This window comes from Kosakonia beeri, from assembly GCF_054165705.1.
Map to the genome: position 1 here is coordinate 4,605,614 of NZ_CM135106.1, position 26,144 is coordinate 4,631,757.

Here is a 26,144-nt window from a genome sequence, read left to right on the forward strand (position 1 = left end):
GGAAAAGCGCAGAGCACCGATCTGGCGCCCTGTGAGTTGTAAGGAAAAATGACAGTTTTGTGACAGCGGTAAGCTTTCGCTGTTAGTCCATCGCTGCAGGTGCTGTGCCTGGGCGATCCTGCCGTTTAGCCCAAACAATGGAAGCTATCTTTATCGCTTCCGAGAAGATAAACAGCAGAATCGCCAGCCATGTTGCCCGCGAACCGGTGAGATGCATAAACAGCGGAATAATGGTCAGCGAGCATTTTAACGACACGACCCTGGCTATTTCCTGAACAATAAAGAGGCTGTTAGGTATATCTTTTTTTACCAGTAACCACCAGCCGGAAAAAACCAAAGAAACGATCATCAGGATATTGATGAAAAACATCACCTGAATAATCCCGCCCATCAGGCCACCGACGCCCATTTGCGCATAATTCGAGTAGAAGCCGTGAATGTCGGAATAAAAGGGAACTTTCCCGCTTTGCAGTGAAAAAAATAAATAGCTGACCAGAGCCAGCGCATCCATAATACCCCAAAAAACAAAAATCTTATTTTTTAAATTCATAATCCTCGTCCCTTACGCCTGGGATCCATTGCCATGATTTACCCGATTGCGCCCATGCATCATCACCCTCCAGATATTTCTGGTACACCACCCGCTTTTCCCCATAGCGGCGGATCACCGAACGAGTATAGAGGATTTCCCGCGTGTCCGGCGCGACGCTGTCCGGAATGGGCGTCCACAGCTGAACTTTATCCCGCGAGGTGTTCATATAGTCCTTGCCATCGGAGCCAAACACCCGCCCTTCATCCCCCATGCTGGTCGCACGGTTGAGCAGCATCATCGCCGCATTTTTAACACCATGATAATCATTTTCGCTTGTTTTCCAGTAGCCTGGACCATACTCCGCCGTCACGGGCACAAAACTGCTGCGAGTTGGTGCCGGGCGGCCATGTACGGCAACGCTGTCTTTAAAACCGTTCAGGATCGTTCTGATAAACACGGCGTTAAATGAAAGGCTTTGCACACAGAACAGATCCGCGTTTTCGGCAATAAAGAAGGGATAAGAGAACCGGCTGCGCGCGCTGACGTTGGGTCGCACCACCACCACCACGCCTTTATCCACCAGGCCATCGATATGCTTTTCTTTTTGATGCCCTAACGGATCATGCGGTAAACCATATTTAAAACCGTGATGCCGCTTAATGGTATAGCCATCAATACTGCCCAGAATATTATTCGGGCTATTTTCAATGAAATATTCCTTTTTGATAATATTCTTCGCAACATCCGGGGCCAGGATATTTTCATAATCCTTCGGCAATAGATTTCTTTTTCTTATATCATAAATATCCATTTCATAATACCTAAGTTAAATTTATGACAATTAAATGAAGCGCAAAAGAGTAAGCAACCTTGCCTTTTAGCCGAGCCACTATCATACGCATGAAGCGGAACAGGGGCCTAAGAGAATATATAAATTTAAGAATGTTCTTAGTTTAAATTTATATTATCTTTGCTTCACAATTGTTTCGCGAAAATGAAATGATGAAAAAAAGGGCATTTAAAAAATGCCCTTTGCTGATTAATCTGCGTCGTAACCGAGATTGGGTGCCAGCCAGCGCTCGACTTCGGCGACCGACATCCCTTTGCGTCGCGCATAGTCTTCAACCTGATCACGCTGAATTTGTGCGACGGCATAATACTTGCTGTCCGGGTGGCTGAAATACCAGCCGGAAACCGATGCGCCAGGCCACATAGCGAAAGATTCTGTCAGTTTCATTCCGGTGTGTTTTTCAACATCCAGCAATGCCCAGATTGTCCCTTTCTCAGTATGTTCCGGGCAGGCGGGGTAGCCCGGCGCCGGGCGAATGCCCTGGTAATTTTCGCGGATCAGTTCGTCATTGCTGAGATTTTCGTTCGGTGCATAGCCCCAGTAAACTTTGCGCACGCGCTCATGCAGGTACTCGGCAAAGGCTTCAGCCAGGCGGTCAGCCACTGCTTTGATCATGATTTTATTGTAATCATCATGCGCAGCATCGTACGCCTCTGCCAGTGCATCCTCTTCCAGCCCACCAGTTACCGCAAACGCGCCAATATAGTCCGCTTTGCCGCTCAGTTTCGGCGCGACAAAATCCGCGAGGCAATAGTTTGCGAAACCGACTTTCTCGGTTTGCTGGCGCAGATGGCAGGCAACACGTTGAATCTCTGTGCGGCTTTCATCGCGATAGATCTCAATGTCATCACCTACGCGGTTCGCCGGGAACAGCCCGACCACGCCGCGCGGATTCAGCAATTTTTCCGCGCTCAGCTTATCGAGCATTTCATTGGCATCAGCGAACAGACGCTTCGCCTCTTCGCCAACGACTTCATCCTCAAGAATGCGGGGATACTTCCCGGCCAGCGACCAGGTCATAAAAAACGGCGTCCAGTCAATATAGTTACGCAGCGTTTCGATGCTGGCCGTCACTTCCTGTACACCGAGACGATGCGCCACGGGCGGCGTATAACTTTCCCAGTCGAAAGCCAGATCATTTTCCCGCGCCGCCTGCAACGTTACGGGCGGCGTGCGTGGTTTTTTACGCGCATGCTGAATACGCACGGTTTCATACTCTTTGCGTGTACGGGCCACAAACTCATCATGTTGCGTATCTGAAAGCAGCGAAGCCACGACACCAACGGTACGTGACGCGTCCTGCACGTAGACCGTCGGCCCACTGTAATTCTGCTCGATTTTCACCGCTGTATGCGCTTTCGAGGTGGTTGCGCCGCCTATCAGCAGCGGAATAGTAAAGCCCTGGCGCTCCATCTCTTTCGCCACGTTGACCATCTCATCCAGCGAAGGGGTAATCAGCCCGGAAAGACCGATCAGATCGGCATTCACTTCGCGCGCGGTTTTTAAAATTTTATCGGCGGGCACCATCACACCAAGGTCGATGATCTCGTAGTTGTTACACTGCAGCACCACGCCAACAATATTCTTACCAATGTCGTGAACATCGCCTTTCACCGTGGCGATCACCATTTTTCCGTTGCTGCTGCCCTTCTCTTTGCTGGCCTCGATATAAGGTTCAAGGTACGCGACCGCCTGCTTCATTACGCGGGCGGACTTGACCACCTGCGGCAGAAACATTTTGCCCTCGCCGAACAGATCGCCAACCACGTTCATGCCGTCCATCAACGGCCCTTCTATCACTTCAATAGGACGCGTGGCCATCTGGCGGGCTTCTTCCGTATCCAGCTCGATAAATTCGGTAATGCCTTTCACCAACGAGTATTCGAGACGTTTTTTTACATCCCAACTGCGCCACTCCGCTTGCTGGGCATTTGCGCCATCGTCGGCAGCTTTGCTACCGCGGTATTTTTCCGCCAGTTCAAGCATCCGTTCGGTCGCGTCATCGCGGCGATTAAGGATCACATCCTCAACACCATCGCGCAGCTCGGCAGGCAAATCATCATAAATGGCCAGCTGACCAGCGTTAACAATCCCCATGTCCATACCGTTGCGGATGGCGTAATAGAGGAACACGGCATGGATGGCTTCACGTACCGGGTCATTGCCACGAAATGAGAATGACACGTTGGAGACGCCGCCGGAAATCAGCGCATGCGGCAGCTCGCGTTTAATGTCTTCACACGCGCCGATAAAGTCCTGCGCATAGTTGTTGTGCTCTTCAATACCGGTCGCTACGGCGAAGATATTCGGATCGAAGATAATGTCTTCCGGCGGGAACCCCACCTCTTCGGTGAGGATCTTATAGGCCCGGCGGCAAATTTCGATTTTGCGCGCGCGGGTATCCGCCTGGCCAACTTCGTCGAACGCCATCACCACCACGGCGGCGCCATAGCGGCGCACTTTTTTCGCGTGCTCGATAAAAGGTTCAATTCCCTCTTTCATCGAGATGGAGTTAACGATGCCTTTGCCCTGGATGCATTTCAGCCCTTTTTCGATCACCTCCCATTTGGAAGAGTCGATCATTATCGGCACACGGGCGATATCCGGCTCACCGGCAATCAGATTGAGGAAACGCACCATTGCCGCTTCGGCATCCAGCATCCCCTCATCCATGTTGATGTCGATAATTTGCGCGCCGCTCTCCACCTGCTGGCGGGCTACATCCAACGCTTCGCTGTATTTTTCTTCTTTAATCAGGCGCTTGAATTTAGCAGAACCGGTGACGTTGGTACGTTCGCCGACGTTTACAAACAGGCTGTCGTCGCCAATATTCAGTGGCTCAAGGCCCGACAAACGGCAGGCGACGGGAATGTCCGGTAACTGACGCGGCGGTAAATCTGCAACGGCGCGGCTCATGGCGGCGATATGCTCTGGCGTGGTGCCACAGCAGCCGCCAACGATATTCAGGAAGCCGGCTTCTGCCCATTCGCGGATTTGCGCGGCCATGGTGTCGGCATCCAGATCGTACTCGCCAAAGGCATTGGGCAGGCCAGCATTCGGGTGCGCAGTGACGTAGCATTCCGCGATGCGCGACAGTTCCTGCACATACTGACGCAGCTCATCCGGCCCTAATGCACAGTTCAGACCGAATGTCAGCGCATCGGCATGCCGAAGTGAGTTATAAAACGCTTCGGTGGTCTGCCCGGAAAGCGTACGCCCGGAGGCATCGGTAATGGTGCCGGAGATCATGATCGGCAAATCCACCCCTAACGCTTCAAATTCTTCTTTAACCGCGAAGATTGCGGCTTTGGCGTTGAGCGTATCAAATACGGTTTCGATCAGGATCAGATCTGAGCCCCCTTCCACCAGCGCTTTGGTGGACTCCCGGTAGGCTGTGACCAGTTGATCAAAGGTGATATTACGAAATGCCGGATCGTTCACATCCGGCGAGATCGAGGCGGTGCGGTTGGTCGGGCCAAGCACCCCGGCAACATAACGCGGTTTATCCGGCGTTTGCGCAGTCCACTTGTCGGCACTGTCGCGTGCCAGTTTCGCCGCGGCAAAGTTGATTTCCGCCGACAGGGATTCCATCTGGTAATCCGCCATGGCGATGGTCGTCGAGTTGAAGGTATTGGTTTCGATGATGTCTGCGCCCGCGGCAAAATAGGCGTCGTGGATCGCGCTGATCACCTCTGGCTTGCTAAGTACCAGTAAGTCGTTGTTACCTTTCAGATCGCAGGGCCAGTCGGCGAAACGCTCGCCGCGAAAATCCTGCTCGCTCAGACGGTAGCCCTGGATCATGGTGCCCATGCCCCCATCCAGAACCAGAATGCGTTCACTTAACTGCTGCTTCAGTTGCTCAACTTTGCTGCTCACACGTGCTCCCGACAACGCTCAATCAGGCCAAAAGGCCAGCAGAACATACTGGCATAAAGTAAGAGAACGGAAAAGCGACAGCGGGGTAACATGAGAGATGTTCAGCATCACTCATCCGATCAGTCTGCCGGGGAGTTGCGTTATACTCACTTAAAACGAAAATAATTTCCACGATACAGAAAAGGAGCCCGCCATGGCCACTTCCGTTCCCGCTAAACGAGGCAGAAAAGCTACAGCCCCGGCCGCTCCGGCGGGTGGGCAAGTCCAGTCATTGACCCGCGGTCTGAAACTGCTGGAATGGATTGCTGAGTCTCATGGCAGCGTCGCCCTTACCGAGCTGGCGCAACAGGCCGGTTTACCAAACTCCACCACCCATCGTTTACTCACCACCATGCAACAGCTGGGCTTTGTTCGCCAGGTCGGCGAGCTGGGCCACTGGTCGGTAGGCGCGCATGCATTTATTGTTGGCAGCAGTTTTTTGCAGAGCCGCAACCTGATGGCAATCGTGCATCCGATCCTGCGCAACTTAATGGAAGCGTCCGGCGAAACCGTGAATCTTGCGGTACTGGATAAGAGCGATCATCAGGCAATTATTATCGATCAGGTGCAATGTACCCAGTTGATGCGAATGTCCGCGCCGATTGGCGGCAAACTGCCGATGCATGCTTCCGGCGCAGGCAAAGCGTTTTTGTCGCGTCTGAGCGATGAGCAAGTTGGCAGCTTGCTGCACCGCCAGGGGCTGCATGCGTACACCCATGCCACGCTGGTATCGCCGGTGCACCTGAAAGAGGATCTCGCCCAGACGCGTAAACGCGGCTACTCCTTTGACGATGAAGAGCACGCGCTGGGGTTACGCTGCGTTGCAGCGTGTATTTTTGACGAACATGGCGAACCCTTTGCTGCGATCTCCATCTCCGGGCCTATCTCACGCATCACGGACGACCGCGTGACAGAACTGGGCGCAATGGTGATCCGTGGCGCTAAAGAAGTGACGCTGGCTTACGGTGGAATGCGTTAACATCCAAATGGTTACAGCGTGTTTACTCACCTTACGCCATCAGAAACGTTTACGCTCGGTTCCTCGGCAGTATGTGCCTATCTGCCGTTAACGCGATCGTGGCGTAAAGACTTTGGCACCATGCGTGAAGGGCGCATGATCGACAGGATTGATTCGCTCTGTTTTGCCGCGCCGGTGTTCTTTCATGTCGAGCGTAACGGCTTTACCTGCTTATCCAGCCTGGCGCAGGGCTCCTGCGCCGAAGCGCACGCTAAAACGCTGACGCCGACGATAGGCGTAAACATCTTCCACATGCCCGCTGCGAATACGCGCCTGCAGTCCGCGCCAGTAGTCGGCACACAATAAATCGGCGTGCATCTCCTCGAACAGCGGGCCAATCTCCGGGTCGGCGCACAACCAGTGGCGAAACTCTTCCGGGAAAACATCCCCCGGCGCCACGCTGTACCAGGGTTCGGCGCTCAGTTCATCTTCCGGGTAACGCGGCGCGGGAATATCACGGAAATTCACTTCCGTCATATAACAAATTTCATCGTAGTCGTAGAACACTACCCGTCCGTGGCGAGTGACGCCGAAGTTTTTAAACAACATGTCGCCGGGGAAAATGTTTGCCGCCGCCAGCTGGCGAATCGCGTTACCGTACTCTTCGACGGCATCACGCAACTGCTGGCCTTTGACCTGCTCAAACCACAGATTCAGCGGCACCATCCGGCGTTCAATATAGAGATGGCTGATGGCGATACGGTCACCAAGGTCGGTGATTTTGCCCGGTGCTTGCTCCAGTAATAGCGCCATTAATGCCGGAGAGATTTTGTGCTTCTCAAGAACAAAGTTTTCAAACTCTTGCGTGTCCGCCATGCGGCCAACACGGTCGTGCTCTTTTACCAGTTGATAACAGGCGCGAACGTGCGCGGCGCTCATCTCTTTTTGCGGCGGAAAAACATCTTTGATCACTTTAAAAACCCGGTCGAAGCCCGGCAACGTGAAGACCAGCATCACCATACCGCGGATGCCCGGCGCTTCAATAAATTGCTCCTGACTGGCATTGATGTAGTTCAGATATTCACGGTAGCTTTCAGTTTTGCCATGTTTCTGGCAGCCAATCGCCATATACAGCTCGGCGGTGGTTTTGCCGGGCAGGATCTCGCGCAACCACTCCACCGTCGCGGCAGGCAGCGGCGCATAGACCATAAAGTACGAGCGGGCAAAACCAAACACGATACTGGCTTCTGCAAAGGTGGTCAGGCAGGTATCAACGAACAGTTCGCCTTCATCGCTGCGGTGGACAGGCAACAGGAAAGGTAGCGTTGCTGTCGGGGTGATCAATTTCCCGACCAGCCAGGCAGCTTTGTTGCGGTAAAACAGTTCGTTTGCCACCTGCAGATGAGACTGCGCCAGCGTTTCATGACCGAAGACCTCGCTCAGATGGGCGATAATATAGCCAACATCACGCGCCTTATCCTGCCAGCTCAGACGCAGCGGTAAGTCAGAAAGCACTTTTGTCAGCAGCGACTCCCAGCCGCGATCCGGCCAGAAGGCTTTTGCCAACGGGCGCGGAATGGTGCGAAACCGCCGCTCCGGCTGTGAACTAAAGATAAACAGACGCTCAGGGGTGAGAGAGCGGTGATCGAACAGACGGCAATAGACGGAATTGAAGAAGCTTTCGGCAATTTCAAAACGCGGATAATCTGGCAGCAGTTGTGTGTAGTGCTCTTTTACCCGCAGCAGGAAAGCGGCATCCGGGCTTTGGCTGTCGGTAATGCAGCGCAATTGTTCCACCACCAAACCGACGTGATGGTCATAGAGATGAATACGTTGTTTCATCGCCTGCTGAACGGCGTGCCAGTCGGCCTGTTCGAAGCGCTGTTGCGCGCCAGACGTCACTTCCAGAAATCGCCCGTACTGAGCGTCAAAGCCCTGCAGGATGGTTTGTGCAATCAGCAGTTCCAGGCCACGCGACATTCTCACCCCCACCGTTCAGGCCACATAAGCGCAGCGCCATCCGTCCGGCATGGCGCTGCTACCAGACGCGTTTATTCAGAACTGCGCTTCTTCGGTCGAGCCGGTCAGTGCGGTCACGGAAGAGGCGCCACCCTGGATAATGGTGGTGACCTTATCGAAATAACCGGTGCCCACTTCCTGCTGGTGAGAAACAAAGGTGTAGCCCTCTTTGCTGGCGGCAAACTCTGGCTGCTGGACCTTCTCAACGTAGTGCCTCATTCCTTCACCCTGCGCATAGGCGTGGGCCAGGTCAAACATGTTGAACCACATGCTGTGAATGCCCGCCAGGGTAATAAACTGGAACTTATAGCCCATGTCTGACAGCGCCTGCTGGAAGCGCGCAATGGTGCTGTCGTCGAGGTTTTTCTTCCAGTTAAAGGATGGCGAGCAGTTGTAGGCCAACAGTTTGCCGGGGAATTTTGCATGGATAGCATCAGCAAAGCGGCGTGCCAGCTCAAGGTCCGGGGTGGAGGTTTCGCACCATACCAAATCCGCGTACGGCGCATAGGCCAGACCGCGGCTGATAGCCTGTTCAATCCCGGCATGCGTGCGGTAAAAACCTTCGCTGGTGCGTTCGCCGGTAATAAAGGCGCTGTCATACGGGTCGCAATCGGAAGTGACCAGGTCGGCAGCATCTGCATCGGTACGGGCAACCACCAGTGTTGGAACGCCAAGGACGTCTGCTGCCAGACGTGCGGCAACCAGTTTCTGCACCGCTTCCTGAGTGGGTACCAGCACTTTGCCGCCCATATGGCCGCATTTCTTCACTGATGCGAGCTGATCTTCGAAGTGAACCGCCGCTGCGCCGGCTTCTATCATCGATTTCATCAGTTCAAATGCATTGAGCACGCCGCCAAACCCGGCTTCGGCATCGGCAACAATCGGCAGGAAATAGTCGACAAAACGCGGATCACCCGGTTCGATACCGGCAGACCACTGGATCTGATCCGCGCGGCGAAAGGTGTTGTTGATGCGTTCTACCACTGAGGGAACCGAGTTCGCCGGATACAACGACTGGTCCGGATACATGCTGGAAGCCAGGTTGGCATCTGCTGCAACCTGCCACCCGGAAAGATAGATGGCTTCAATCCCTGCTTTAGCCTGCTGTAACGCCTGGCCACCCGTCAGCGCGCCGAGGCTGTTAACGTAACCTTTCTTAGATTCGCCATGCAGCAGCCGCCACATTTTGGCCGCGCCGAGCTGCGCGAGTGTACATTCGGGATTAACCGAACCGCGTAATTTCACCACATCCTCCGCGCTGTATGGGCGGCGGATGCCTTCCCAGCGCGGTTGTGTCCATTGTTGTTGTAATTCTTCGATTTGTTGGGTACGGGTTTTCATATGCAGATGCTCCATTTTTTCACTCCTGGCGGCCCAGGCGTTATTGGTGAAAGCAGTTTGGTTCCTGCCAGCGCACAAGAGCCGGAGCGTACAAGGTGTACGTGAGGATTTTGCGCGTTGTCAGGGGCCAAAATGGCAAACAAAATAGCCTGATAATTACGCCAGCAGGCGATAACCAGGTAGCGTCAGGAAGTCGATCAACTCATCAGAGGTGGTGATCTGCTCCATCAACCGGGCGGCATCCGTAAAACGGCCACTGCTGAAACGGTGTTCACCCAGCTCTTCCTGAATAACGAGCATCTCTTCAGCCAGCATCTGGCGGAACAATGCTTTGGTCACAGGTTTGCCGTTACTCAGCGTTTTTTCGTGATGGATCCACTGCCAGATGGATGTGCGGGAAATTTCCGCCGTGGCGGCATCCTCCATCAGGCCATAAATCGGTACGCACCCGTTACCTGAAATCCATGCTTCGATATACTGCACTGCTACGCGAATATTGGCGCGCATGCCTTCTTCGGTGCGCTCGCCTTCGCAAGGAGCCAGCAATTGCTCCGCGGTGATGGGTGCGTCTTCCTCACGGCTGACCGATAACTGGTTTTGCCTGTCGCCCAGCGCCGCGTTAAACACGCCCATCACTGTGTCGCCAAGTCCCGGATGGGCGATCCATGTTCCGTCGTGGCCGTTTTTGGCTTCAAGCTCTTTGTCGGCCCTGACTTTGTTCAATACCCAGTTATTGCGTTCGGTATCTTTGCTGGGAATAAAGGCCGCCATGCCGCCCATCGCGAATGCGCCGCGGCGATGACAGGTTTTGATCAGCAAACGGGAATAAGCGCTCAGGAACGGTTTGTCCATCGTCACGACCTGACGATCGGGCAACACGCGATCCGGGTAGTTTTTCAATGTTTTGATATAGCTGAAAATATAATCCCAGCGTCCACAGTTAAGCCCGACGATGTGGTCACGCAACGCGTGCAGGATCTCATCCATCTGGAATACAGCGGGCAGAGTTTCAATCAACAATGTGGCTTTGATGGTGCCGCGCGGCAGATTAAAACGATCCTCAGTAAAGCTGAAAACCTCGCTCCACCACGCCGCTTCCTGCCATGACTGAGTTTTCGGCAGGTAGAAATAAGGCCCGCTTCCTTTCGCCAGCAAACTCTTGTGATTGTGGAAAAAATAGAGGGCAAAATCGAACAGGCTGCCCGGGATCGCTTCGTCACGCCAGGTCACGTGTTTTTCCGGCAGGTGCAAACCACGCACGCGGCAGACCAGCACAGCCGGATTGGGTTTCAGCTGATAGATTTTTCCCGCTTCATTGGTATAGCTAATAGTGCCGTTGACCGCATCACGCAGATTGATCTGCCCATCGATCACTTTGTCCCAGTTGGGCGCCAGCGAGTCTTCGAAATCCGCCATAAACACTTTTACGTTTGCGTTAAGGGCGTTGATTACCATTTTGCGCTCAACCGGCCCGGTGATCTCGACACGACGATCCCGTAAGTCGTCCGGGATGCCGCGAATTGTCCACTCACTCTCTCTAATGGAAGCCGTTTCCGAAATAAAAGCAGGCAACGTACCGGCGTCAATTTGCTGCTGCTGTCGCACACGAGCGGCTAACAGTTGATTGCGTTTCGGCGTAAAGCGTGTGACCAGCTCGCTGAGAAATTCTACTGCTGCCGGGGTGAGGATCTGTTTTTCCTGCTCGCCGTGCGGCTGCGTAAAGGCCAGTTCGTCGGTTGTTGTTGCCTGTGGTGTCATGGTGCGGCTCCTCATTTTTGCATCGAAGACATTTCCCAATGAGAACGAAGATCGTGCGTACAGTTTTCGTTCAGCAAGAACAATCCTGGCTAAATCTTTTTCCAAAATCAAAAACAATTTCCATTTTTAATTTAAAATACAATTAACCCATTGATAACAATCAGGTTATAGTTTTATTGTGCTATGAAGTGTTTTTCGGAAATAAAAAAGACGCCCGAAGGCGCCTGGAATGGGAGGCTGAAACGCTTAATCCAGCGTCGGATTCATATGACGCAGATCGAATGGCGTGATCTGGTAGACGTAGTAGTTTAGCCAGTTGATAAACAGTAAATTGCCGTGGCTGCGCCATGAGGCGCGCGGTTTATTCTGCGGATCGTTCTGCGGGAAATAGTTGTGTGGCAGCTCCGGACTGAGCCCTGCTTCCGCGTCGCGAAAATATTCATTCGCCAGCGTATTGGCATCGTATTCCGGATGCCCGGTCACAAAGGCGATACGTTTATCTTTGCTGGCAAACAGGTAAGCATCCCCGTCCTCGGTTTGCGCCAGGATCTCAAGATCGGTGTAATCACGAATCAATGCTGCCGGAAAATCCGCATAGCGCGAGTGCGGTGCAAGAAAAACGTCGTCAAAGCCGCGGGTTAGCAAAGCATGGGGCTGGAGAATATGGTGTTCGTAGACGCCGGAGAGCTTTTCGTTGCGGGTTTGTTTCGGAATTCCGTAGAGGATATTCAGTGCGGCTTGTACCGCCCAACAGACGAACAGCGTTGAGGTGACATGATCTTTTGCCCATTCCAGCACCTGCTCGATCTGCGGCCAGTAGGCGACGTCGTTAAACTCAACCAGCCCCAGCGGGGCACCGGTGACAATCAGACCATCGTAGTTGTCGTGGCAGATTTCATCGAAATTGCAGTAAAAGGTGTTCAGGTGCTCCGCAGGCGTGTTGCGTGACTCGCGGGAATCAATACGTAATAAACGCACATCTACCTGCAAAGGTGAGTTAGACAGCAGGCGCAGGAATTGATTTTCCGTTTCGATTTTCTTCGGCATCAGGTTGAGGATAAGCACCTTCAGCGGACGGATTTCCTGCACTGTTGCGCGCGAGGTCGTCATGACAAAGACGTTCTCATCGCGTAAGAAGTTGACGGCTGGCAGCTCGTCCTGCACCCGAATCGGCATAACTTATACCCTCACAGCATACGTTTAAACGTTTAGACATCCAGATAGCCGAAGATACCCAGGAATGATCAAAATGTCGAGTCCGCAGGAGAAAGGTGAGAAAGTTTCACGTCCCGCCACGCTGGCTTTGCAAATAATGTTGCCGTTATCGCCTGGCTTTTTTAGCCTGACTCAGGGCCGCCAGTACCTGCTGATCGCTGAGGGGAGTTGGGCTGTCAATGACCTGCGGGTAGCGGCATCTGCCATGCGCTGCACCAAATGTCATTTCAAGGATAGCGCGCTCTTCAACGGCTGACAGCCCGCCTTCGTTCATTTCTAACGCGTGTGAGATGATTTCGAGGCGCCCCACGCCAGGAAGCACGCTCTGCCAGAAAGAACGGGGAGCCAGTTGTTGAATGAGATCGTGCAATACTTTTTCAGCGAGGAAGAAGTCGGCAATCAGGATCCGCTGATTACTGAACGTTTGCAGGCCGGAAACTTGTTGATGGGTATTAAGATTGCGAACAACCATGCGGTTTTTATAGATTTGGGCATACAGAACAGCCATGGCTACTTCCTTTAGCAGTTTTTAGCGTAAGTGCAGGCTAAACAATAGCAAAAAGGCCCGGTCTTGCGACCGGGCCTTCTGCTTTGTCTGATGCCTGGCAGTTCCCTACTCTCGCATGGGGAGACCCCACACTACCATCGGCGCTACGGCGTTTCACTTCTGAGTTCGGCATGGGGTCAGGTGGGACCACCGCGCTAGTGCCGCCAGGCAAATTCTGTTATCAACACACCTTCCGGTCTGTCAATCTAATCTGTATCAGCTGAAAATCATCTCTCACCGCCAAAACATCTTCGGCGTTGTAAGGTTAAGCCTCACGGTTCATTAGTACCGGTTAGCTCAACGCATCGCTGCGCTTACACACCCGGCCTATCAACGTCGTCGTCTTCAACGTTCCTTCAGGAGACTTAAAGTCTCAGGGAGAACTCATCTCGGGGCAAGTTTCGTGCTTAGATGCTTTCAGCACTTATCTCTTCCGCATTTAGCTACCGGGCAGTGCCATTGGCATGACAACCCGAACACCAGTGATGCGTCCACTCCGGTCCTCTCGTACTAGGAGCAGCCCCCCTCAATTCTCCAGCGCCCACGGCAGATAGGGACCGAACTGTCTCACGACGTTCTAAACCCAGCTCGCGTACCACTTTAAATGGCGAACAGCCATACCCTTGGGACCTACTTCAGCCCCAGGATGTGATGAGCCGACATCGAGGTGCCAAACACCGCCGTCGATATGAACTCTTGGGCGGTATCAGCCTGTTATCCCCGGAGTACCTTTTATCCGTTGAGCGATGGCCCTTCCATTCAGAACCACCGGATCACTATGACCTGCTTTCGCACCTGCTCGAGCCGTCACTCTCGCAGTCAAGCCAGCTTATGCCATTGCACTAACCTCCTGATGTCCGACCAGGATTAGCTGACCTTCGTGCTCCTCCGTTACGCTTTAGGAGGAGACCGCCCCAGTCAAACTACCCACCAGACACTGTCCGCAACCCGGTTTACGGGTCCACGTTAGAACATCAAACATTAAAGGGTGGTATTTCAAGGTTGGCTCCACGCAGACTGGCGTCCACGCTTCAAAGCCTCCCACCTATCCTACACATCAAGGCTCAATGTTCAGTGTCAAGCTATAGTAAAGGTTCACGGGGTCTTTCCGTCTTGCCGCGGGTACACTGCATCTTCACAGCGAGTTCAATTTCACTGAGTCTCGGGTGGAGACAGCCTGGCCATCATTACGCCATTCGTGCAGGTCGGAACTTACCCGACAAGGAATTTCGCTACCTTAGGACCGTTATAGTTACGGCCGCCGTTTACCGGGGCTTCGATCAAGAGCTTCTCCTTACGGATAACCCCATCAATTAACCTTCCGGCACCGGGCAGGCGTCACACCGTATACGTCCACTTTCGTGTTTGCACAGTGCTGTGTTTTTAATAAACAGTTGCAGCCAGCTGGTATCTTCGACTGGTTTCAGCTCCGTGAGCAAGTCACTTCACCTACGCACCAGCGTGCCTTCTCCCGAAGTTACGGCACCATTTTGCCTAGTTCCTTCACCCGAGTTCTCTCAAGCGCCTTGGTATTCTCTACCTGACCACCTGTGTCGGTTTGGGGTACGATTTGATGTTACCTGATGCTTAGAGGCTTTTCCTGGAAGCAGGGCATTTGTTGCTTCAGCACCGTAGTGCCTCGTCATCACGCCTCAGTGTTAAAGTGAACCGGATTTACCTGGAACACACACCTACACGCTTAAACCGGGACAACCGTCGCCCGGCCAACATAGCCTTCTCCGTCCCCCCTTCGCAGTAACACCAAGTACAGGAATATTAACCTGTTTCCCATCGACTACGCCTTTCGGCCTCGCCTTAGGGGTCGACTCACCCTGCCCCGATTAACGTTGGACAGGAACCCTTGGTCTTCCGGCGAGCGGGCTTTTCACCCGCTTTATCGTTACTTATGTCAGCATTCGCACTTCTGATACCTCCAGCATGCCTCACAGCACACCTTCGCAGGCTTACAGAACGCTCCCCTACCCAACAACACATAGTGTCGCTGCCGCAGCTTCGGTGCATGGTTTAGCCCCGTTACATCTTCCGCGCAGGCCGACTCGACCAGTGAGCTATTACGCTTTCTTTAAATGATGGCTGCTTCTAAGCCAACATCCTGGCTGTCTGGGCCTTCCCACATCGTTTCCCACTTAACCATGACTTTGGGACCTTAGCTGGCGGTCTGGGTTGTTTCCCTCTTCACGACGGACGTTAGCACCCGCCGTGTGTCTCCCGTGATAACATTCTCCGGTATTCGTAGTTTGCATCGGGTTGGTAAGCCGGGATGGCCCCCTAGCCGAAACAGTGCTCTACCCCCGGAGATGAATTCACGAGGCGCTACCTAAATAGCTTTCGGGGAGAACCAGCTATCTCCCGGTTTGATTGGCCTTTCACCCCCAGCCACAAGTCATCCGCTAATTTTTCAACATTAGTCGGTTCGGTCCTCCAGTTAGTGTTACCCAACCTTCAACCTGCCCATGGCTAGATCACCGGGTTTCGGGTCTATACCCTGCAACTTAACGCCCAGTTAAGACTCGGTTTCCCTTCGGCTCCCCTATTCGGTTAACCTTGCTACAGAATATAAGTCGCTGACCCATTATACAAAAGGTACGCAGTCACCCCATAAAGAGGCTCCCACTGCTTGTACGTACACGGTTTCAGGTTCTTTTTCACTCCCCTCGCCGGGGTTCTTTTCGCCTTTCCCTCACGGTACTGGTTCACTATCGGTCAGTCAGGAGTATTTAGCCTTGGAGGATGGTCCCCCCATATTCAGACAGGATACCACGTGTCCCGCCCTACTCTTCGAGCTCACAGCCTGTGTGCTTTTGTGTACGGGGCTGTCACCCTGTATCGCGCGACTTTCCAGACGCTTCCACTAACACACATGCTGATTCAGACTCTGGGCTGCTCCCCGTTCGCTCGCCGCTACTGGGGGAATCTCGGTTGATTTCTTTTCCTCGGGGTACTTAGATGTTTCAGTTCCCCCGGTTCGCCTCATTAACCTATGGATTCAGTTAATGATAGTGTGACGAGTCACACTGGGTTTCCCCATTCGGACATCGCCGGTTATAACGGTTCATATCACCTTACCGGCGCTTTTCGCAGATTAGCACGTCCTTCATCGCCTCTGACTGCCAGGGCATCCACCGTGTACGCTTAGTCGCTTAACCTCACAACCCGAAGATGTTTCGTAAAACATCATCAGTTGCGAAAATTTGAGAGACTCACAGAACAGTTCGCACTGTTCAGTGTTTCAATTTTCAGCTTGATCCAGATTTTTAAAGAGCAAATATCTCAAACATGACTCGCAAGCCAGTTTTGAGATATATCGGCAGGTGACTTTCACTCACAGACCAGCAAGTGGCGTCCCCTAGGGGATTCGAACCCCTGTTACCGCCGTGAAAGGGCGGTGTCCTGGGCCTCTAGACGAAGGGGACACTGAAGTCTCAATCGCAAGACGCCTTGCTTCTTACTTTTCATCAGACAATCTGTGTGAGCACTACAAAGGCAGGTTCTTTAAGGTAAGGAGGTGATCCAACCGCAGGTTCCCCTACGGTTACCTTGTTACGACTTCACCCCAGTCATGAATCACAAAGTGGTAAGCGCCCTCCCGAAGGTTAAGCTACCTACTTCTTTTGCAACCCACTCCCATGGTGTGACGGGCGGTGTGTACAAGGCCCGGGAACGTATTCACCGTAGCATTCTGATCTACGATTACTAGCGATTCCGACTTCATGGAGTCGAGTTGCAGACTCCAATCCGGACTACGACGCACTTTATGAGGTCCGCTTGCTCTCGCGAGGTCGCTTCTCTTTGTATGCGCCATTGTAGCACGTGTGTAGCCCTGGTCGTAAGGGCCATGATGACTTGACGTCATCCCCACCTTCCTCCAGTTTATCACTGGCAGTCTCCTTTGAGTTCCCGGCCGGACCGCTGGCAACAAAGGATAAGGGTTGCGCTCGTTGCGGGACTTAACCCAACATTTCACAACACGAGCTGACGACAGCCATGCAGCACCTGTCTCACAGTTCCCGAAGGCACCACTCCATCTCTGGAGTGTTCTGTGGATGTCAAGACCAGGTAAGGTTCTTCGCGTTGCATCGAATTAAACCACATGCTCCACCGCTTGTGCGGGCCCCCGTCAATTCATTTGAGTTTTAACCTTGCGGCCGTACTCCCCAGGCGGTCGACTTAACGCGTTAGCTCCGGAAGCCACGCCTCAAGGGCACAACCTCCAAGTCGACATCGTTTACGGCGTGGACTACCAGGGTATCTAATCCTGTTTGCTCCCCACGCTTTCGCACCTGAGCGTCAGTCTTCGTCCAGGAGGCCGCCTTCGCCACCGGTATTCCTCCAGATCTCTACGCATTTCACCGCTACACCTGGAATTCTACCTCCCTCTACGAGACTCTAGCCTGCCAGTTTCGAATGCAGTTCCCAGGTTGAGCCCGGGGATTTCACATCCGACTTGACAGACCGCCTGCGTGCGCTTTACGCCCAGTAATTCCGATTAACGCTTGCACCCTCCGTATTACCGCGGCTGCTGGCACGGAGTTAGCCGGTGCTTCTTCTGCGGGTAACGTCAATGAATAAGGTTATTAACCTTACTCCCTTCCTCCCCGCTGAAAGTACTTTACAACCCGAAGGCCTTCTTCATACACGCGGCATGGCTGCATCAGGCTTGCGCCCATTGTGCAATATTCCCCACTGCTGCCTCCCGTAGGAGTCTGGACCGTGTCTCAGTTCCAGTGTGGCTGGTCATCCTCTCAGACCAGCTAGGGATCGTCGCCTAGGTGAGCCGTTACCCCACCTACTAGCTAATCCCATCTGGGCACATCTGATGGCAAGAGGCCCGAAGGTCCCCCTCTTTGGTCTTGCGACGTTATGCGGTATTAGCTACCGTTTCCAGTAGTTATCCCCCTCCATCAGGCAGTTTCCCAGACATTACTCACCCGTCCGCCACTCGTCACCCGAGAGCAAGCTCTCTGTGCTACCGTTCGACTTGCATGTGTTAGGCCTGCCGCCAGCGTTCAATCTGAGCCATGATCAAACTCTTCAATTTAAAAGTTTGATGCTCATCGAATTAAACTTCGTAATGAATTACGTGTTCACTCGTGAGACTTGGTATTCATTTAGCGTCCGGAGACGTTAAGAATCCATGTCACTTTGAGTGCCCACACAGATTGTCTGATAAATTGTTAAAGAGCAGTTGCGACGCGCTTTAGCGCTCTGTCGCGAGGTGGCGTATATTACGCTTTCCTCTTTCAGAGTCAACCCTGATTTTCAGGATTTTTTCTCTTCAACCGAACCGGCTGTTTGTGTGAAGTGATTCACATCCGCCGTGTCGATGGAGGCGCATTATAGGGAGTTCTCGGCCCCCCGCAATAGAAAAATGACATAAAAATGACTGACTGCTGCATTCCACAGCAAAACCCGCCCTTATACCTATTTACACACAGACTTATCCACAATACGGCAAAAGGCTAAAAATTCGCGAGCGTTGCGCAAACGTTTTCGTTACAATGCCCGCGCAAAAATAACGCGTTCCAGAAGAGGTGTTAGATGAGTTTTCGGATCCTTTAGGATCATAAAATTCACCTAACGCTCTCTGTTCAAGTCAAATCCAGGGGATTTACCATGCAACAACGTCGTCCAGTCCGCCGCGCTTTGCTCAGTGTTTCTGACAAAGCGGGTATTGTCGAATTCGCACAGGCGCTCTCTCAGCGTGGCGTAGAACTGCTATCTACAGGCGGAACCGCGCGTCTGCTGGCAGATAAAGGCCTGCCAGTGACCGAAGTTTCCGACTACACCGGTTTTCCGGAAATGATGGATGGACGCGTTAAGACGCTGCACCCGAAAGTACATGGCGGGATCCTTGGTCGTCGTGATCAGGACGAGGCGATCATGGCTGAGCACGCGATCAAACCTATCGATATGGTCGTTGTTAACCTGTACCCGTTCGCACAGACCGTTGCCCGCGAAGGTTGCTCGCTGGAAGATGCCGTTGAGAATATTGATATTGGCGGCCCGACAATGGTGCGCTCCGCCGCGAAGAACCATAAAGATGTAGCGATCGTTGTGAAGAGCAGCGACTACGACGCCATTATTAATGAGATGGATGCGAACGATGGCTCACTGCTGCTCGCCACGCGTTTCGATCTGGCGATCAAAGCATTTGAACATACTGCCGCTTACGACAGCATGATCGCCAACTATTTTGGTAGCCTGGTACCGGCTTATCACGGCGAAAGCAAAGAACCTGCCGGCCGCTTCCCGCGCACGCTGAACCTGAACTTCATTAAAAAGCAGGATATGCGTTACGGCGAGAACAGCCACCAACAAGCCGCCTTCTATATAGAAGAAGAGATCAAAGAGGCATCCGTTGCTACCGCGCAGCAATTGCAGGGCAAAGCGCTCTCTTATAACAATATTGCCGACACCGATGCCGCGCTGGAATGCGTCAAAACATTCAGCGAAGCGGCATGCGTCATTGTAAAACACGCCAATCCGTGCGGCGTGGCAGTGGGTAACTCTATTCTGGATGCGTACGATCGTGCGTATAAAACCGACCCGACCTCGGCTTTCGGCGGCATTATCGCGTTTAACCGCGAACTGGATGCCCAAACTGCGCAGGCAATTATCTCCCGTCAGTTTGTTGAAGTGATCATTGCGCCATCCGCCACGGAAGAAGCATTAAAGATCACGGCAGCGAAACAGAATGTCCGCGTTCTGGTCTGTGGCCAATGGGAAAAACCTGTTGCCAGCCTTGATTTCAAACGCGTAAATGGCGGTTTACTGGTTCAGGATCGCGACCTGGGTATGGTCACCGAAAACGAACTGCGCGTCGTAACTCAACGCCAGCCTACTGCGCAGGAGCTGCGTGATGCGCTGTTCTGCTGGAAAGTAGCGAAGTTCGTGAAATCCAACGCCATTGTCTACGCAAAAGAGAACATGACTATCGGTATTGGCGCAGGCCAGATGAGCCGCGTCTACTCTGCAAAAATCGCCGGGATCAAAGCCGGTGACGAAGGGCTGGAAGTGAAAGGCTCTGCGATGGCGTCTGACGCCTTCTTCCCGTTCCGTGACGGTATTGACGCTGCGGCAGAGGTAGGTGTGACCTGCGTGATCCAGCCGGGTGGCTCTATCCGCGATGACGAAGTGATTGCCGCCGCTGATGAACATGGCATTGCGATGATCTTCACCGACATGCGCCACTTCCGCCATTAATCCACGGAGCAGACAATGAAAGTATTAGTGATCGGTAACGGCGGGCGCGAACACGCGCTGGCCTGGAAAGCAGCACAGTCGCCATTGGTTGATACCGTTTTCGTGGCACCGGGCAACGCAGGCACGGCGCTGGAGCCTACACTGCAAAATGTGCAGATTGCCGCAACGGATATTGCTGCCCTGTTGAGCTTTGCACAGAACGAAAAAATCGATTTAACCATCGTTGGTCCGGAAGCGCCGCTGGTCATTGGCGTCGTCGACGCATTCCGTGCAGCGGGACTGAAGATCTTTGGTCCAACGCAAGGCGCAGCCCAGCTTGAAGGCTCGAAAGCCTTTACCAAAGACTTCCTGGCGCGCCATAAGATCCCAACGGCGGAATATCAAAACTTTACCGATATCGAACCGGCGCTGGCTTACCTGCGGGAAAAAGGCGCGCCGATCGTGATAAAAGCCGACGGCCTGGCTGCGGGTAAAGGCGTTATTGTTGCCATGACGTTAGAAGAAGCAGAAGCCGCCGTCCACGATATGCTGGCAGGCAACGCCTTTGGCGACGCGGGCCACCGCATTGTGATTGAAGAGTTCCTGGATGGCGAAGAAGCCAGTTTCATCGTGATGGTTGACGGTGAGCATGTCCTGCCGATGGCGACCAGCCAGGATCACAAACGCGTGGGCAATGGCGACACCGGCCCGAATACCGGCGGCATGGGCGCTTACTCCCCTGCTCCGGTCGTGACCGATGAGGTTCACCAGCGCACTATGGAGCGCGTAATATGGCCGACCGTGCGCGGCATGGCGGCAGAAGGCAATACCTATACCGGCTTCCTGTATGCCGGTCTGATGATCGATAAACAAGGCAATCCAAAGGTTATCGAATTCAACTGCCGCTTTGGCGATCCGGAAACCCAGCCGATCATGTTGCGTATGCAATCAGACCTGGTGGAACTGTGTCTGGCGGCCTGTGAAGGCAAGCTGGATGAAAAGACCTCCGAGTGGGATCCGCGCGCTTCACTGGGTGTGGTCATGGCCGCTGGCGGCTATCCTGGCGATTACCGCACTGGTGACGAGATCCACGGTCTGCCGCTGGAAGAAGTCGCCGACGGCAAAGTGTTCCATGCGGGGACGAAACTCTCTGCTGACGATCGGGTATTGACCCAGGGTGGACGTGTTCTGTGCGTCACGGCGTTAGGTCATACCGTTGCCGAAGCACAACAGCGCGCATATGCATTAATGACTGATATTCAGTGGGATGACTGCTTTAGCCGCCAGGATATTGGTTACCGCGCGATTGCCCGCGAACAGGGCAAGTAAAAAGGTATTACATGTTGCCGGGTAGCAGGACAGTTACCCGGCCAACACGTTTCGCAGAACGTTTCAGCAGAGCACCACCAGGCGATATCAAAAACTCTTCTCTGTCGGTTGCCAGCGGCAGAAATCCTCATTAGCTACCAGCAAAATCTGTGCGCCTTCGGGTGCTTCCAGCCACGCCACGCTTACCGCCACCTTAGAATGGTTCTGACGTCGCTCAATACGTTCCAGCGCGTAGCTATCCAGCGCCGGCTTCACCGTTTGCCCTTCACAGGTTTGTATGGTGCGATTCGCCTGCCAGCGTCCCTGACGCAGCACCACCCGCCCCAGCCGCAGCGCATCGCTGGTCTGACGAATTTGCTCAGCACGGTAGCGGTATAACGCGACCTGATCGCCGGAGAGTTGCTGTTTCTGGCCGCCCACATCGCGTTGCATAAAGCTCAGCTCACCGCGGTCATCAAAACGGGCGCGGATATGCTCAGGGGGGGTACCGTAGACCGTGAGTTCGACGAGGGTCAACGCATCGCCTTGCCAGCGATACTCGCCCAGAGTGGTATTCCCGCGATGCCATGGGCTAAAAGCGGAAAGCAGATGCGTCTCTCCACCCGAATCTTTACGCCAGATACGCACCGCGCCTTGATCGCTGGCAAAACCGCTGGCGGTAAAGGGAGGGAGTGATGAATCATGGCTACAGCCCGCCAGCAACAGCATACCGGCCAGCGTTAACGGGCGACGCCAGAATGACAAAAGGGGCGAAACCGCCCCTTCGACAAAACTGTTCACTGCCACGCTGTCTTACTTAACAGAGTCTTTCAGTGCCTTACCAGAAACAAATGCCGGCACGTTAGCTGCGGCGATTTTGATTTCTTTACCGGTCTGCGGGTTGCGGCCAGTACGCTCAGCGCGGTGGTTCACTTTGAAGGTACCGAAACCAACCAGTTGTACAGCATCACCTTCTTTCAGAGACTCAGTAATAGCAGCCAGGGTGGATTCCAGTGCAGCTTTCGCCTGCGCTTTAGACAGATCAGCCTTGTCTGCAATTACATCAATCAGTTGAGTCTTGTTCATAAGTTATCCTTTCAATGTGTTTATCGCTTGCTAAGCATCGAGTGCGACGGAAATGCCTCAAAAGCACTCTCCTGCATACACGCACCGATAGCCACTTATTTTCGCCCCCCAAATGTAGACCAGACGGGGGTGTGATGGGAAGCCTTCAGGCATGACAAAACAGGCGTTAAATCACGTTTTGTTGTCTCATTGCTGCAAATTTATACCGATATTGCTGTCGCCAGCCTCACGCAGGTCTGCGCGCAGCCCTTTAATCAGCTCAATATCGCGTTCTTCGCAGTCAGCCAAAAGGCGGAAAATCTCCCACTGGATATCCCATTCCTGCTCTACCGCGGGGTTTAACTTCAACTCTTCGTCGCTCATTTCACGACCCGCTTGCGTCATTTCCAGCATCGCTACGGTGGTAATTGAGGCCTTACTCACTTCAATAGCATGTTCGAGCGTTTCGCCACTCAAACGCGAATGAATCAACTCACTGAGCGCCACACAGGCATCAATTGCCGGGTAGACGCCATACAGATCATAATCGTCAGCCGCAGGGATCGCTTCTTCCAGTTTCTCGAGCTGGCTATCGAAATTCACTTTGGCATCTTTCACCACTTGCGTTTCCCACACCAGGTCGAGAATACGCCGGTAAAGCTGAGCATCGCCAAACTCCGTCTGCTGACAGAACATTGCGTAATTGGGATACATGCGCTCGCACAGGCAGGCCATAAAAACAACGTGCTGCCAGCTTTCCAGCTTTTCCAGACGCAGGTGAATTGGGTTTTGTAACATGATCGCTTCTCAAAGTCGGTAATACGCGGCAGTTTACCTGATATCGTGCTGAATTGCCTGCCAACGCGTAAAAGCCGGACGACCAGATGCCACCGCGTCCGCCCAGCGTGTCGGCTCCGGCAGCCGGTAGCCTTTGATGCAACGCTGCACCCATGCAAGCGCGCTATCCTGGCTGACGCGGTGCCCGGTCGTCACAAACAAGGGATTACACCGCGCTTTACTGCGCCAGACCCATGCCAGCTTCTCGCCTTTGTCCATTAGCGGTGCGAGTGCGCCGGGCGTGTCGGCAAGCGGCTCAAATTTACCGCACAGGCGCTTTTTCGCCACGCCGATAGTGGGAACATCCACCAGCAGACCAAAGTGACTGGCAACGCCAAGGCGGCGTGGATGAGAGATGCCGTGCCCATCAACAAACAGCAAGTCCGGCTTTTGCGACAACTGTTCCCAGGCCGCCAGCAGAGCCGGGTATTCACGGAAAGAGAGGAAACCGGGGATATAAGGCATGGTGGTGGCTATCCTTGCCACCTGGTACTCAATCAGTTCCAGCGACGGATAAGAGAGCAGCACCATCGCCGCTCGCGTCACTTCGCCGCCCTGTTCGAAACCCACATCTGCTCCACCGATCACCGTCGGCGGATCCTTATCCAGGCGATCCTCATGGATCACTGATGAAGCCAGTTCACGTTGCTGAGCGCGTAAAGACGCGAGATCCATAATCCTCTCCTTACTGATGCCAGGAGGCCGACAGACGGTGCACCGCCTCGACAAAGACTCCTGCATGTTCCGGCGGAACATCCTGATGGATGCCGTGACCGAGGTTAAACACATGGCCTTCGCCCTTGCCAAAGCCTGCGAGAATAGTCGCTACTTCTTCTTCGATACGTGCCGGCGACGCATACAGCATGGACGGATCCATGTTGCCCTGCAGCGCGACTTTATCGCCTACACGGCGACGCGCATCGGCGATATCCGTTGTCCAGTCCAGACCGAGTGCATCACACCCCGTCTCTGCCATCGCTTCCAGCCACTGACCACCACCTTTGGTGAACAGTGTTACCGGTACACGGCGGCCTTCGTTTTCACGCAACAGGCCATCGACGATTTTATGCATGTAGTAGAGCGAGAACTGCTGATAGTCACGCCCGGTGAGCACCCCGCCCCAGGTATCGAAAATCATCACCGACTGCGCGCCCGCGCGGATCTGCGCATTCAAATACTGCGTGACGCTCTGCGCCAGCTTATCCAGCAGCAGATGCAGCGTTTGCGGTTCGGCGTACATCATCTTTTTGATAACGGTAAAAGCTTTGCTGCTGCCGCCTTCCACCATATACGTGGCCAGTGTCCACGGGCTGCCGGAGAAACCAATCAGCGGCACCTCCCCTTTCAGCTCGCGACGAATCGTCCGCACCGCATTCATAACATAGCCCAGTTCATTCTCCGGGTCCGGCACTGGCAGTTTATCCACATCCGACTTGCAGGTGATGGGCGAGGTAAAACGCGGCCCTTCCCCCGCTTCAAAATAGAGCCCAAGGCCCATGGCGTCCGGTATGGTCAGGATGTCCGAGAAGAGGATCGCCGCATCCAGTTTATAGCGGCGCAGAGGCTGTAACGTCACTTCACACGCCAGCTCAGCATTTTTGCACAGCGACATAAAGTCGCCGGCTTGCACGCGCGTCGCTTTATATTCCGGCAAATAGCGGCCCGCCTGGCGCATCATCCATACCGGCGTCATGTCTACTGGCTGGCGCTGAAGCGCGCGCAGGTAACGATCGTTTTTCAGTTCGGTCATTGTCAGTTCCTTAAGCGTCAGGCCGCCAGTATATACACCTTACTCGTACTCTGCCCGACACATCGCCACCGTGTCTTCGATCAGTCGGCGTGCAACGGTACCCGGCGGTGGCAACAAAGGAAGACTGTCGTAGCGATACCAGCCCGCATCCAACAGCTCTTTTGGGTCAATATTGATTTCGCCGCTGTCATATTCCGCCATAAACGCGGTCATCAGCGATTGTGGGAACGGCCATGGCTGGGAGGTTACGTAGCGCAGGTTTTTCACTTTGATGCCGCTCTCCTCCATCACTTCCCGCGCAACGGCCTGCTCCAGGGTTTCCCCCACCTCAACAAACCCGGCAAGTACGGTGTAGATCCCGTTACGATGGCGCGTATGCTGCGCCAACAGAAGGGTGTCATCACGTCGAATGGCAACAATAATGCACGGCGCGATCTGCGGATAATAACGTTCGCGGCAGTGATCGCAGAGCATGGCCCACTCTGTTTTGCTCGGGTGCATAGTGTGCCCGCAGTAACCGCAGAACTGATGAGAACGGTAGAACTCCGCCAGTTGCACACCACGCCCGGCCAGCTGGAACAACCCGGCATCCTGATCGATCACCTGACGTACAGAGCCCATATCCTGACGTCGATTCTGGCGGATCATCCATACCGTTTCGCCTTGCCATTCACCAATCTGCAGAGCGCGCTGCCCCACAAGATCGAAATTTCCTGCCTGCCCATGTGGTAATTCTCCACCGGGCAACCATAATTTTTGTTCATGGCTCACGATCCACCAGCCATGATCACATGCTTCAATAACACGAACCATTCGAGTACTACCTTAGCTTCACTGGCATTTTGT

The 26,144-nt window shown here is 53.7% G+C and carries 17 protein-coding genes, 1 tRNA gene and 3 rRNA genes; 3 read left to right on the plus strand and 18 right to left on the minus strand.

Annotated features, from left to right (window positions below; all coding sequences use genetic code 11):
- Nucleotides 1–82 precede the first annotated feature (82 nt).
- From ACUY4S_RS21790 to metH, 3 genes are all read right to left on the minus strand, one after another.
- Nucleotides 83–550, minus strand: coding sequence for a hypothetical protein (locus tag ACUY4S_RS21790; protein WP_312690487.1), 468 nt, complete (start codon nt 548–550; stop codon nt 83–85).
- Nucleotides 534–1,310, minus strand: coding sequence for a DUF8093 domain-containing protein (locus ACUY4S_RS21795; RefSeq protein WP_312690489.1), 777 nt, complete (start codon nt 1,308–1,310; stop codon nt 534–536). Before ACUY4S_RS21795 ends, ACUY4S_RS21790 begins: the two co-directional genes overlap by 17 nt.
- Nucleotides 1,311–1,571: 261 nt before the next feature.
- A complete protein-coding gene (metH, locus tag ACUY4S_RS21800; protein WP_458023557.1) occupies nt 1,572–5,258 on the minus strand; it encodes a methionine synthase in 3,687 nt (1,228 codons plus the stop codon).
- A 193-nt stretch (nt 5,259–5,451) separates the two neighbouring features.
- Between metH and iclR the strand changes: the two genes are divergently transcribed.
- Nucleotides 5,452–6,276 (plus strand): glyoxylate bypass operon transcriptional repressor IclR, encoded by an 825-nt coding sequence (iclR, locus tag ACUY4S_RS21805; RefSeq protein ID WP_086873880.1) that lies wholly within the window; start codon nt 5,452–5,454, stop codon nt 6,274–6,276.
- 210 nt (nt 6,277–6,486) lie between these two features.
- On the opposite strand, the gene aceK is transcribed toward iclR, so the two are convergent.
- The 9 genes from aceK to ACUY4S_RS21850 form a co-directional block, all read right to left on the minus strand.
- The gene (aceK, locus tag ACUY4S_RS21810) at nt 6,487–8,235 is read right to left on the minus strand and encodes a bifunctional isocitrate dehydrogenase kinase/phosphatase (protein WP_312690494.1); all 1,749 of its coding nucleotides are present in this window, start codon (nt 8,233–8,235) and stop codon (nt 6,487–6,489) included.
- Between the two features lie 75 nt (nt 8,236–8,310).
- A complete protein-coding gene (aceA, locus tag ACUY4S_RS21815; RefSeq protein WP_458023562.1) occupies nt 8,311–9,615 on the minus strand; it encodes an isocitrate lyase in 1,305 nt (434 codons plus the stop codon).
- Nucleotides 9,616–9,771: 156 nt separating this feature from the next.
- Entirely contained in the window at nt 9,772–11,373 is a 1,602-nt protein-coding gene (gene aceB, locus ACUY4S_RS21820; RefSeq protein ID WP_458023556.1) for a malate synthase A, read from the minus strand.
- Nucleotides 11,374–11,619: 246 nt separating this feature from the next.
- Nucleotides 11,620–12,549, minus strand: coding sequence for a homoserine O-acetyltransferase MetA (gene metA / locus ACUY4S_RS21825; protein ID WP_312690498.1), 930 nt, complete (start codon nt 12,547–12,549; stop codon nt 11,620–11,622).
- A 145-nt stretch (nt 12,550–12,694) separates the two neighbouring features.
- Nucleotides 12,695–13,096, minus strand: a complete 402-nt coding sequence (locus ACUY4S_RS21830) for a YjaA family stress response protein (RefSeq protein ID WP_312690500.1) — start codon at nt 13,094–13,096, stop codon at nt 12,695–12,697.
- A 92-nt stretch (nt 13,097–13,188) separates the two neighbouring features.
- Nucleotides 13,189–13,304: ribosomal RNA gene (gene rrf, locus ACUY4S_RS21835) — 5S ribosomal RNA — on the minus strand.
- A 92-nt stretch (nt 13,305–13,396) separates the two neighbouring features.
- Nucleotides 13,397–16,302, minus strand: a 23S ribosomal RNA gene (locus ACUY4S_RS21840).
- Between the two features lie 191 nt (nt 16,303–16,493).
- A tRNA-Glu gene (locus tag ACUY4S_RS21845) sits at nt 16,494–16,569 on the minus strand.
- Between the two features lie 85 nt (nt 16,570–16,654).
- Nucleotides 16,655–18,194 (minus strand): 16S ribosomal RNA (locus tag ACUY4S_RS21850).
- Together the 16S, 23S and 5S rRNA genes with 1 tRNA gene alongside form the textbook arrangement of a ribosomal RNA operon.
- A gap of 575 nt (nt 18,195–18,769) precedes the next feature.
- Between ACUY4S_RS21850 and purH the strand changes: the two genes are divergently transcribed.
- Together purH and purD are read left to right on the plus strand one after the other, a co-directional pair.
- Nucleotides 18,770–20,359: a bifunctional phosphoribosylaminoimidazolecarboxamide formyltransferase/IMP cyclohydrolase gene (gene purH, locus ACUY4S_RS21855; protein ID WP_312692811.1), complete on the plus strand. Its 1,590-nt coding sequence runs from the start codon at nt 18,770–18,772 to the stop codon at nt 20,357–20,359.
- A gap of 15 nt (nt 20,360–20,374) precedes the next feature.
- Complete coding sequence (purD, locus tag ACUY4S_RS21860; RefSeq protein ID WP_312692812.1) at nt 20,375–21,667, plus strand: phosphoribosylamine--glycine ligase; 1,293 nt, start codon at nt 20,375–20,377, stop codon at nt 21,665–21,667.
- 87 nt (nt 21,668–21,754) lie between these two features.
- On the opposite strand, the gene ACUY4S_RS21865 is transcribed toward purD, so the two are convergent.
- The 6 genes from ACUY4S_RS21865 to nudC all read right to left on the minus strand — a co-directional run bounded on the left by ACUY4S_RS21865 (nt 21,755) and on the right by nudC (nt 26,111).
- Nucleotides 21,755–22,447 (minus strand): DUF1481 domain-containing protein, encoded by a 693-nt coding sequence (locus ACUY4S_RS21865; protein WP_312692859.1) that lies wholly within the window; start codon nt 22,445–22,447, stop codon nt 21,755–21,757.
- A gap of 12 nt (nt 22,448–22,459) precedes the next feature.
- A complete protein-coding gene (hupA, locus tag ACUY4S_RS21870; protein ID WP_035890328.1) occupies nt 22,460–22,732 on the minus strand; it encodes a nucleoid-associated protein HU-alpha in 273 nt (90 codons plus the stop codon).
- Nucleotides 22,733–22,918: 186 nt separating this feature from the next.
- The gene (locus ACUY4S_RS21875) at nt 22,919–23,509 is read right to left on the minus strand and encodes a YjaG family protein (protein ID WP_312692816.1); all 591 of its coding nucleotides are present in this window, start codon (nt 23,507–23,509) and stop codon (nt 22,919–22,921) included.
- A gap of 33 nt (nt 23,510–23,542) precedes the next feature.
- Nucleotides 23,543–24,223: a deoxyribonuclease V gene (nfi, locus tag ACUY4S_RS21880; protein ID WP_312692818.1), complete on the minus strand. Its 681-nt coding sequence runs from the start codon at nt 24,221–24,223 to the stop codon at nt 23,543–23,545.
- Between the two features lie 10 nt (nt 24,224–24,233).
- Nucleotides 24,234–25,298, minus strand: a complete 1,065-nt coding sequence (gene hemE / locus ACUY4S_RS21885) for a uroporphyrinogen decarboxylase (protein WP_458023527.1) — start codon at nt 25,296–25,298, stop codon at nt 24,234–24,236.
- A 39-nt stretch (nt 25,299–25,337) separates the two neighbouring features.
- Nucleotides 25,338–26,111, minus strand: coding sequence for an NAD(+) diphosphatase (nudC, locus tag ACUY4S_RS21890; protein ID WP_312692822.1), 774 nt, complete (start codon nt 26,109–26,111; stop codon nt 25,338–25,340).
- Nucleotides 26,112–26,144: the final 33 nt, after the last annotated feature.

Coding starts and splice junctions, on each gene's coding strand:
- nudC (WP_312692822.1), bottom strand. CDS start 26,111: ATGGTTCGTGTTATTGAAGCATGTGATCATGGCTGGTGGATCGTGAGC.
- aceA (WP_458023562.1), bottom strand. CDS start 9,615: ATGAAAACCCGTACCCAACAAATCGAAGAATTACAACAACAATGGACA.
- purH (WP_312692811.1), top strand. CDS start 18,770: ATGCAACAACGTCGTCCAGTCCGCCGCGCTTTGCTCAGTGTTTCTGAC.
- aceK (WP_312690494.1), bottom strand. CDS start 8,235: ATGTCGCGTGGCCTGGAACTGCTGATTGCACAAACCATCCTGCAGGGC.
- iclR (WP_086873880.1), top strand. CDS start 5,452: ATGGCCACTTCCGTTCCCGCTAAACGAGGCAGAAAAGCTACAGCCCCG.
- metA (WP_312690498.1), bottom strand. CDS start 12,549: ATGCCGATTCGGGTGCAGGACGAGCTGCCAGCCGTCAACTTCTTACGC.
- nfi (WP_312692818.1), bottom strand. CDS start 24,223: ATGGATCTCGCGTCTTTACGCGCTCAGCAACGTGAACTGGCTTCATCA.
- ACUY4S_RS21790 (WP_312690487.1), bottom strand. CDS start 550: ATGAATTTAAAAAATAAGATTTTTGTTTTTTGGGGTATTATGGATGCG.
- hemE (WP_458023527.1), bottom strand. CDS start 25,298: ATGACCGAACTGAAAAACGATCGTTACCTGCGCGCGCTTCAGCGCCAG.
- aceB (WP_458023556.1), bottom strand. CDS start 11,373: ATGACACCACAGGCAACAACAACCGACGAACTGGCCTTTACGCAGCCG.
- hupA (WP_035890328.1), bottom strand. CDS start 22,732: ATGAACAAGACTCAACTGATTGATGTAATTGCAGACAAGGCTGATCTG.
- ACUY4S_RS21830 (WP_312690500.1), bottom strand. CDS start 13,096: ATGGCTGTTCTGTATGCCCAAATCTATAAAAACCGCATGGTTGTTCGC.
- ACUY4S_RS21875 (WP_312692816.1), bottom strand. CDS start 23,509: ATGTTACAAAACCCAATTCACCTGCGTCTGGAAAAGCTGGAAAGCTGG.
- purD (WP_312692812.1), top strand. CDS start 20,375: ATGAAAGTATTAGTGATCGGTAACGGCGGGCGCGAACACGCGCTGGCC.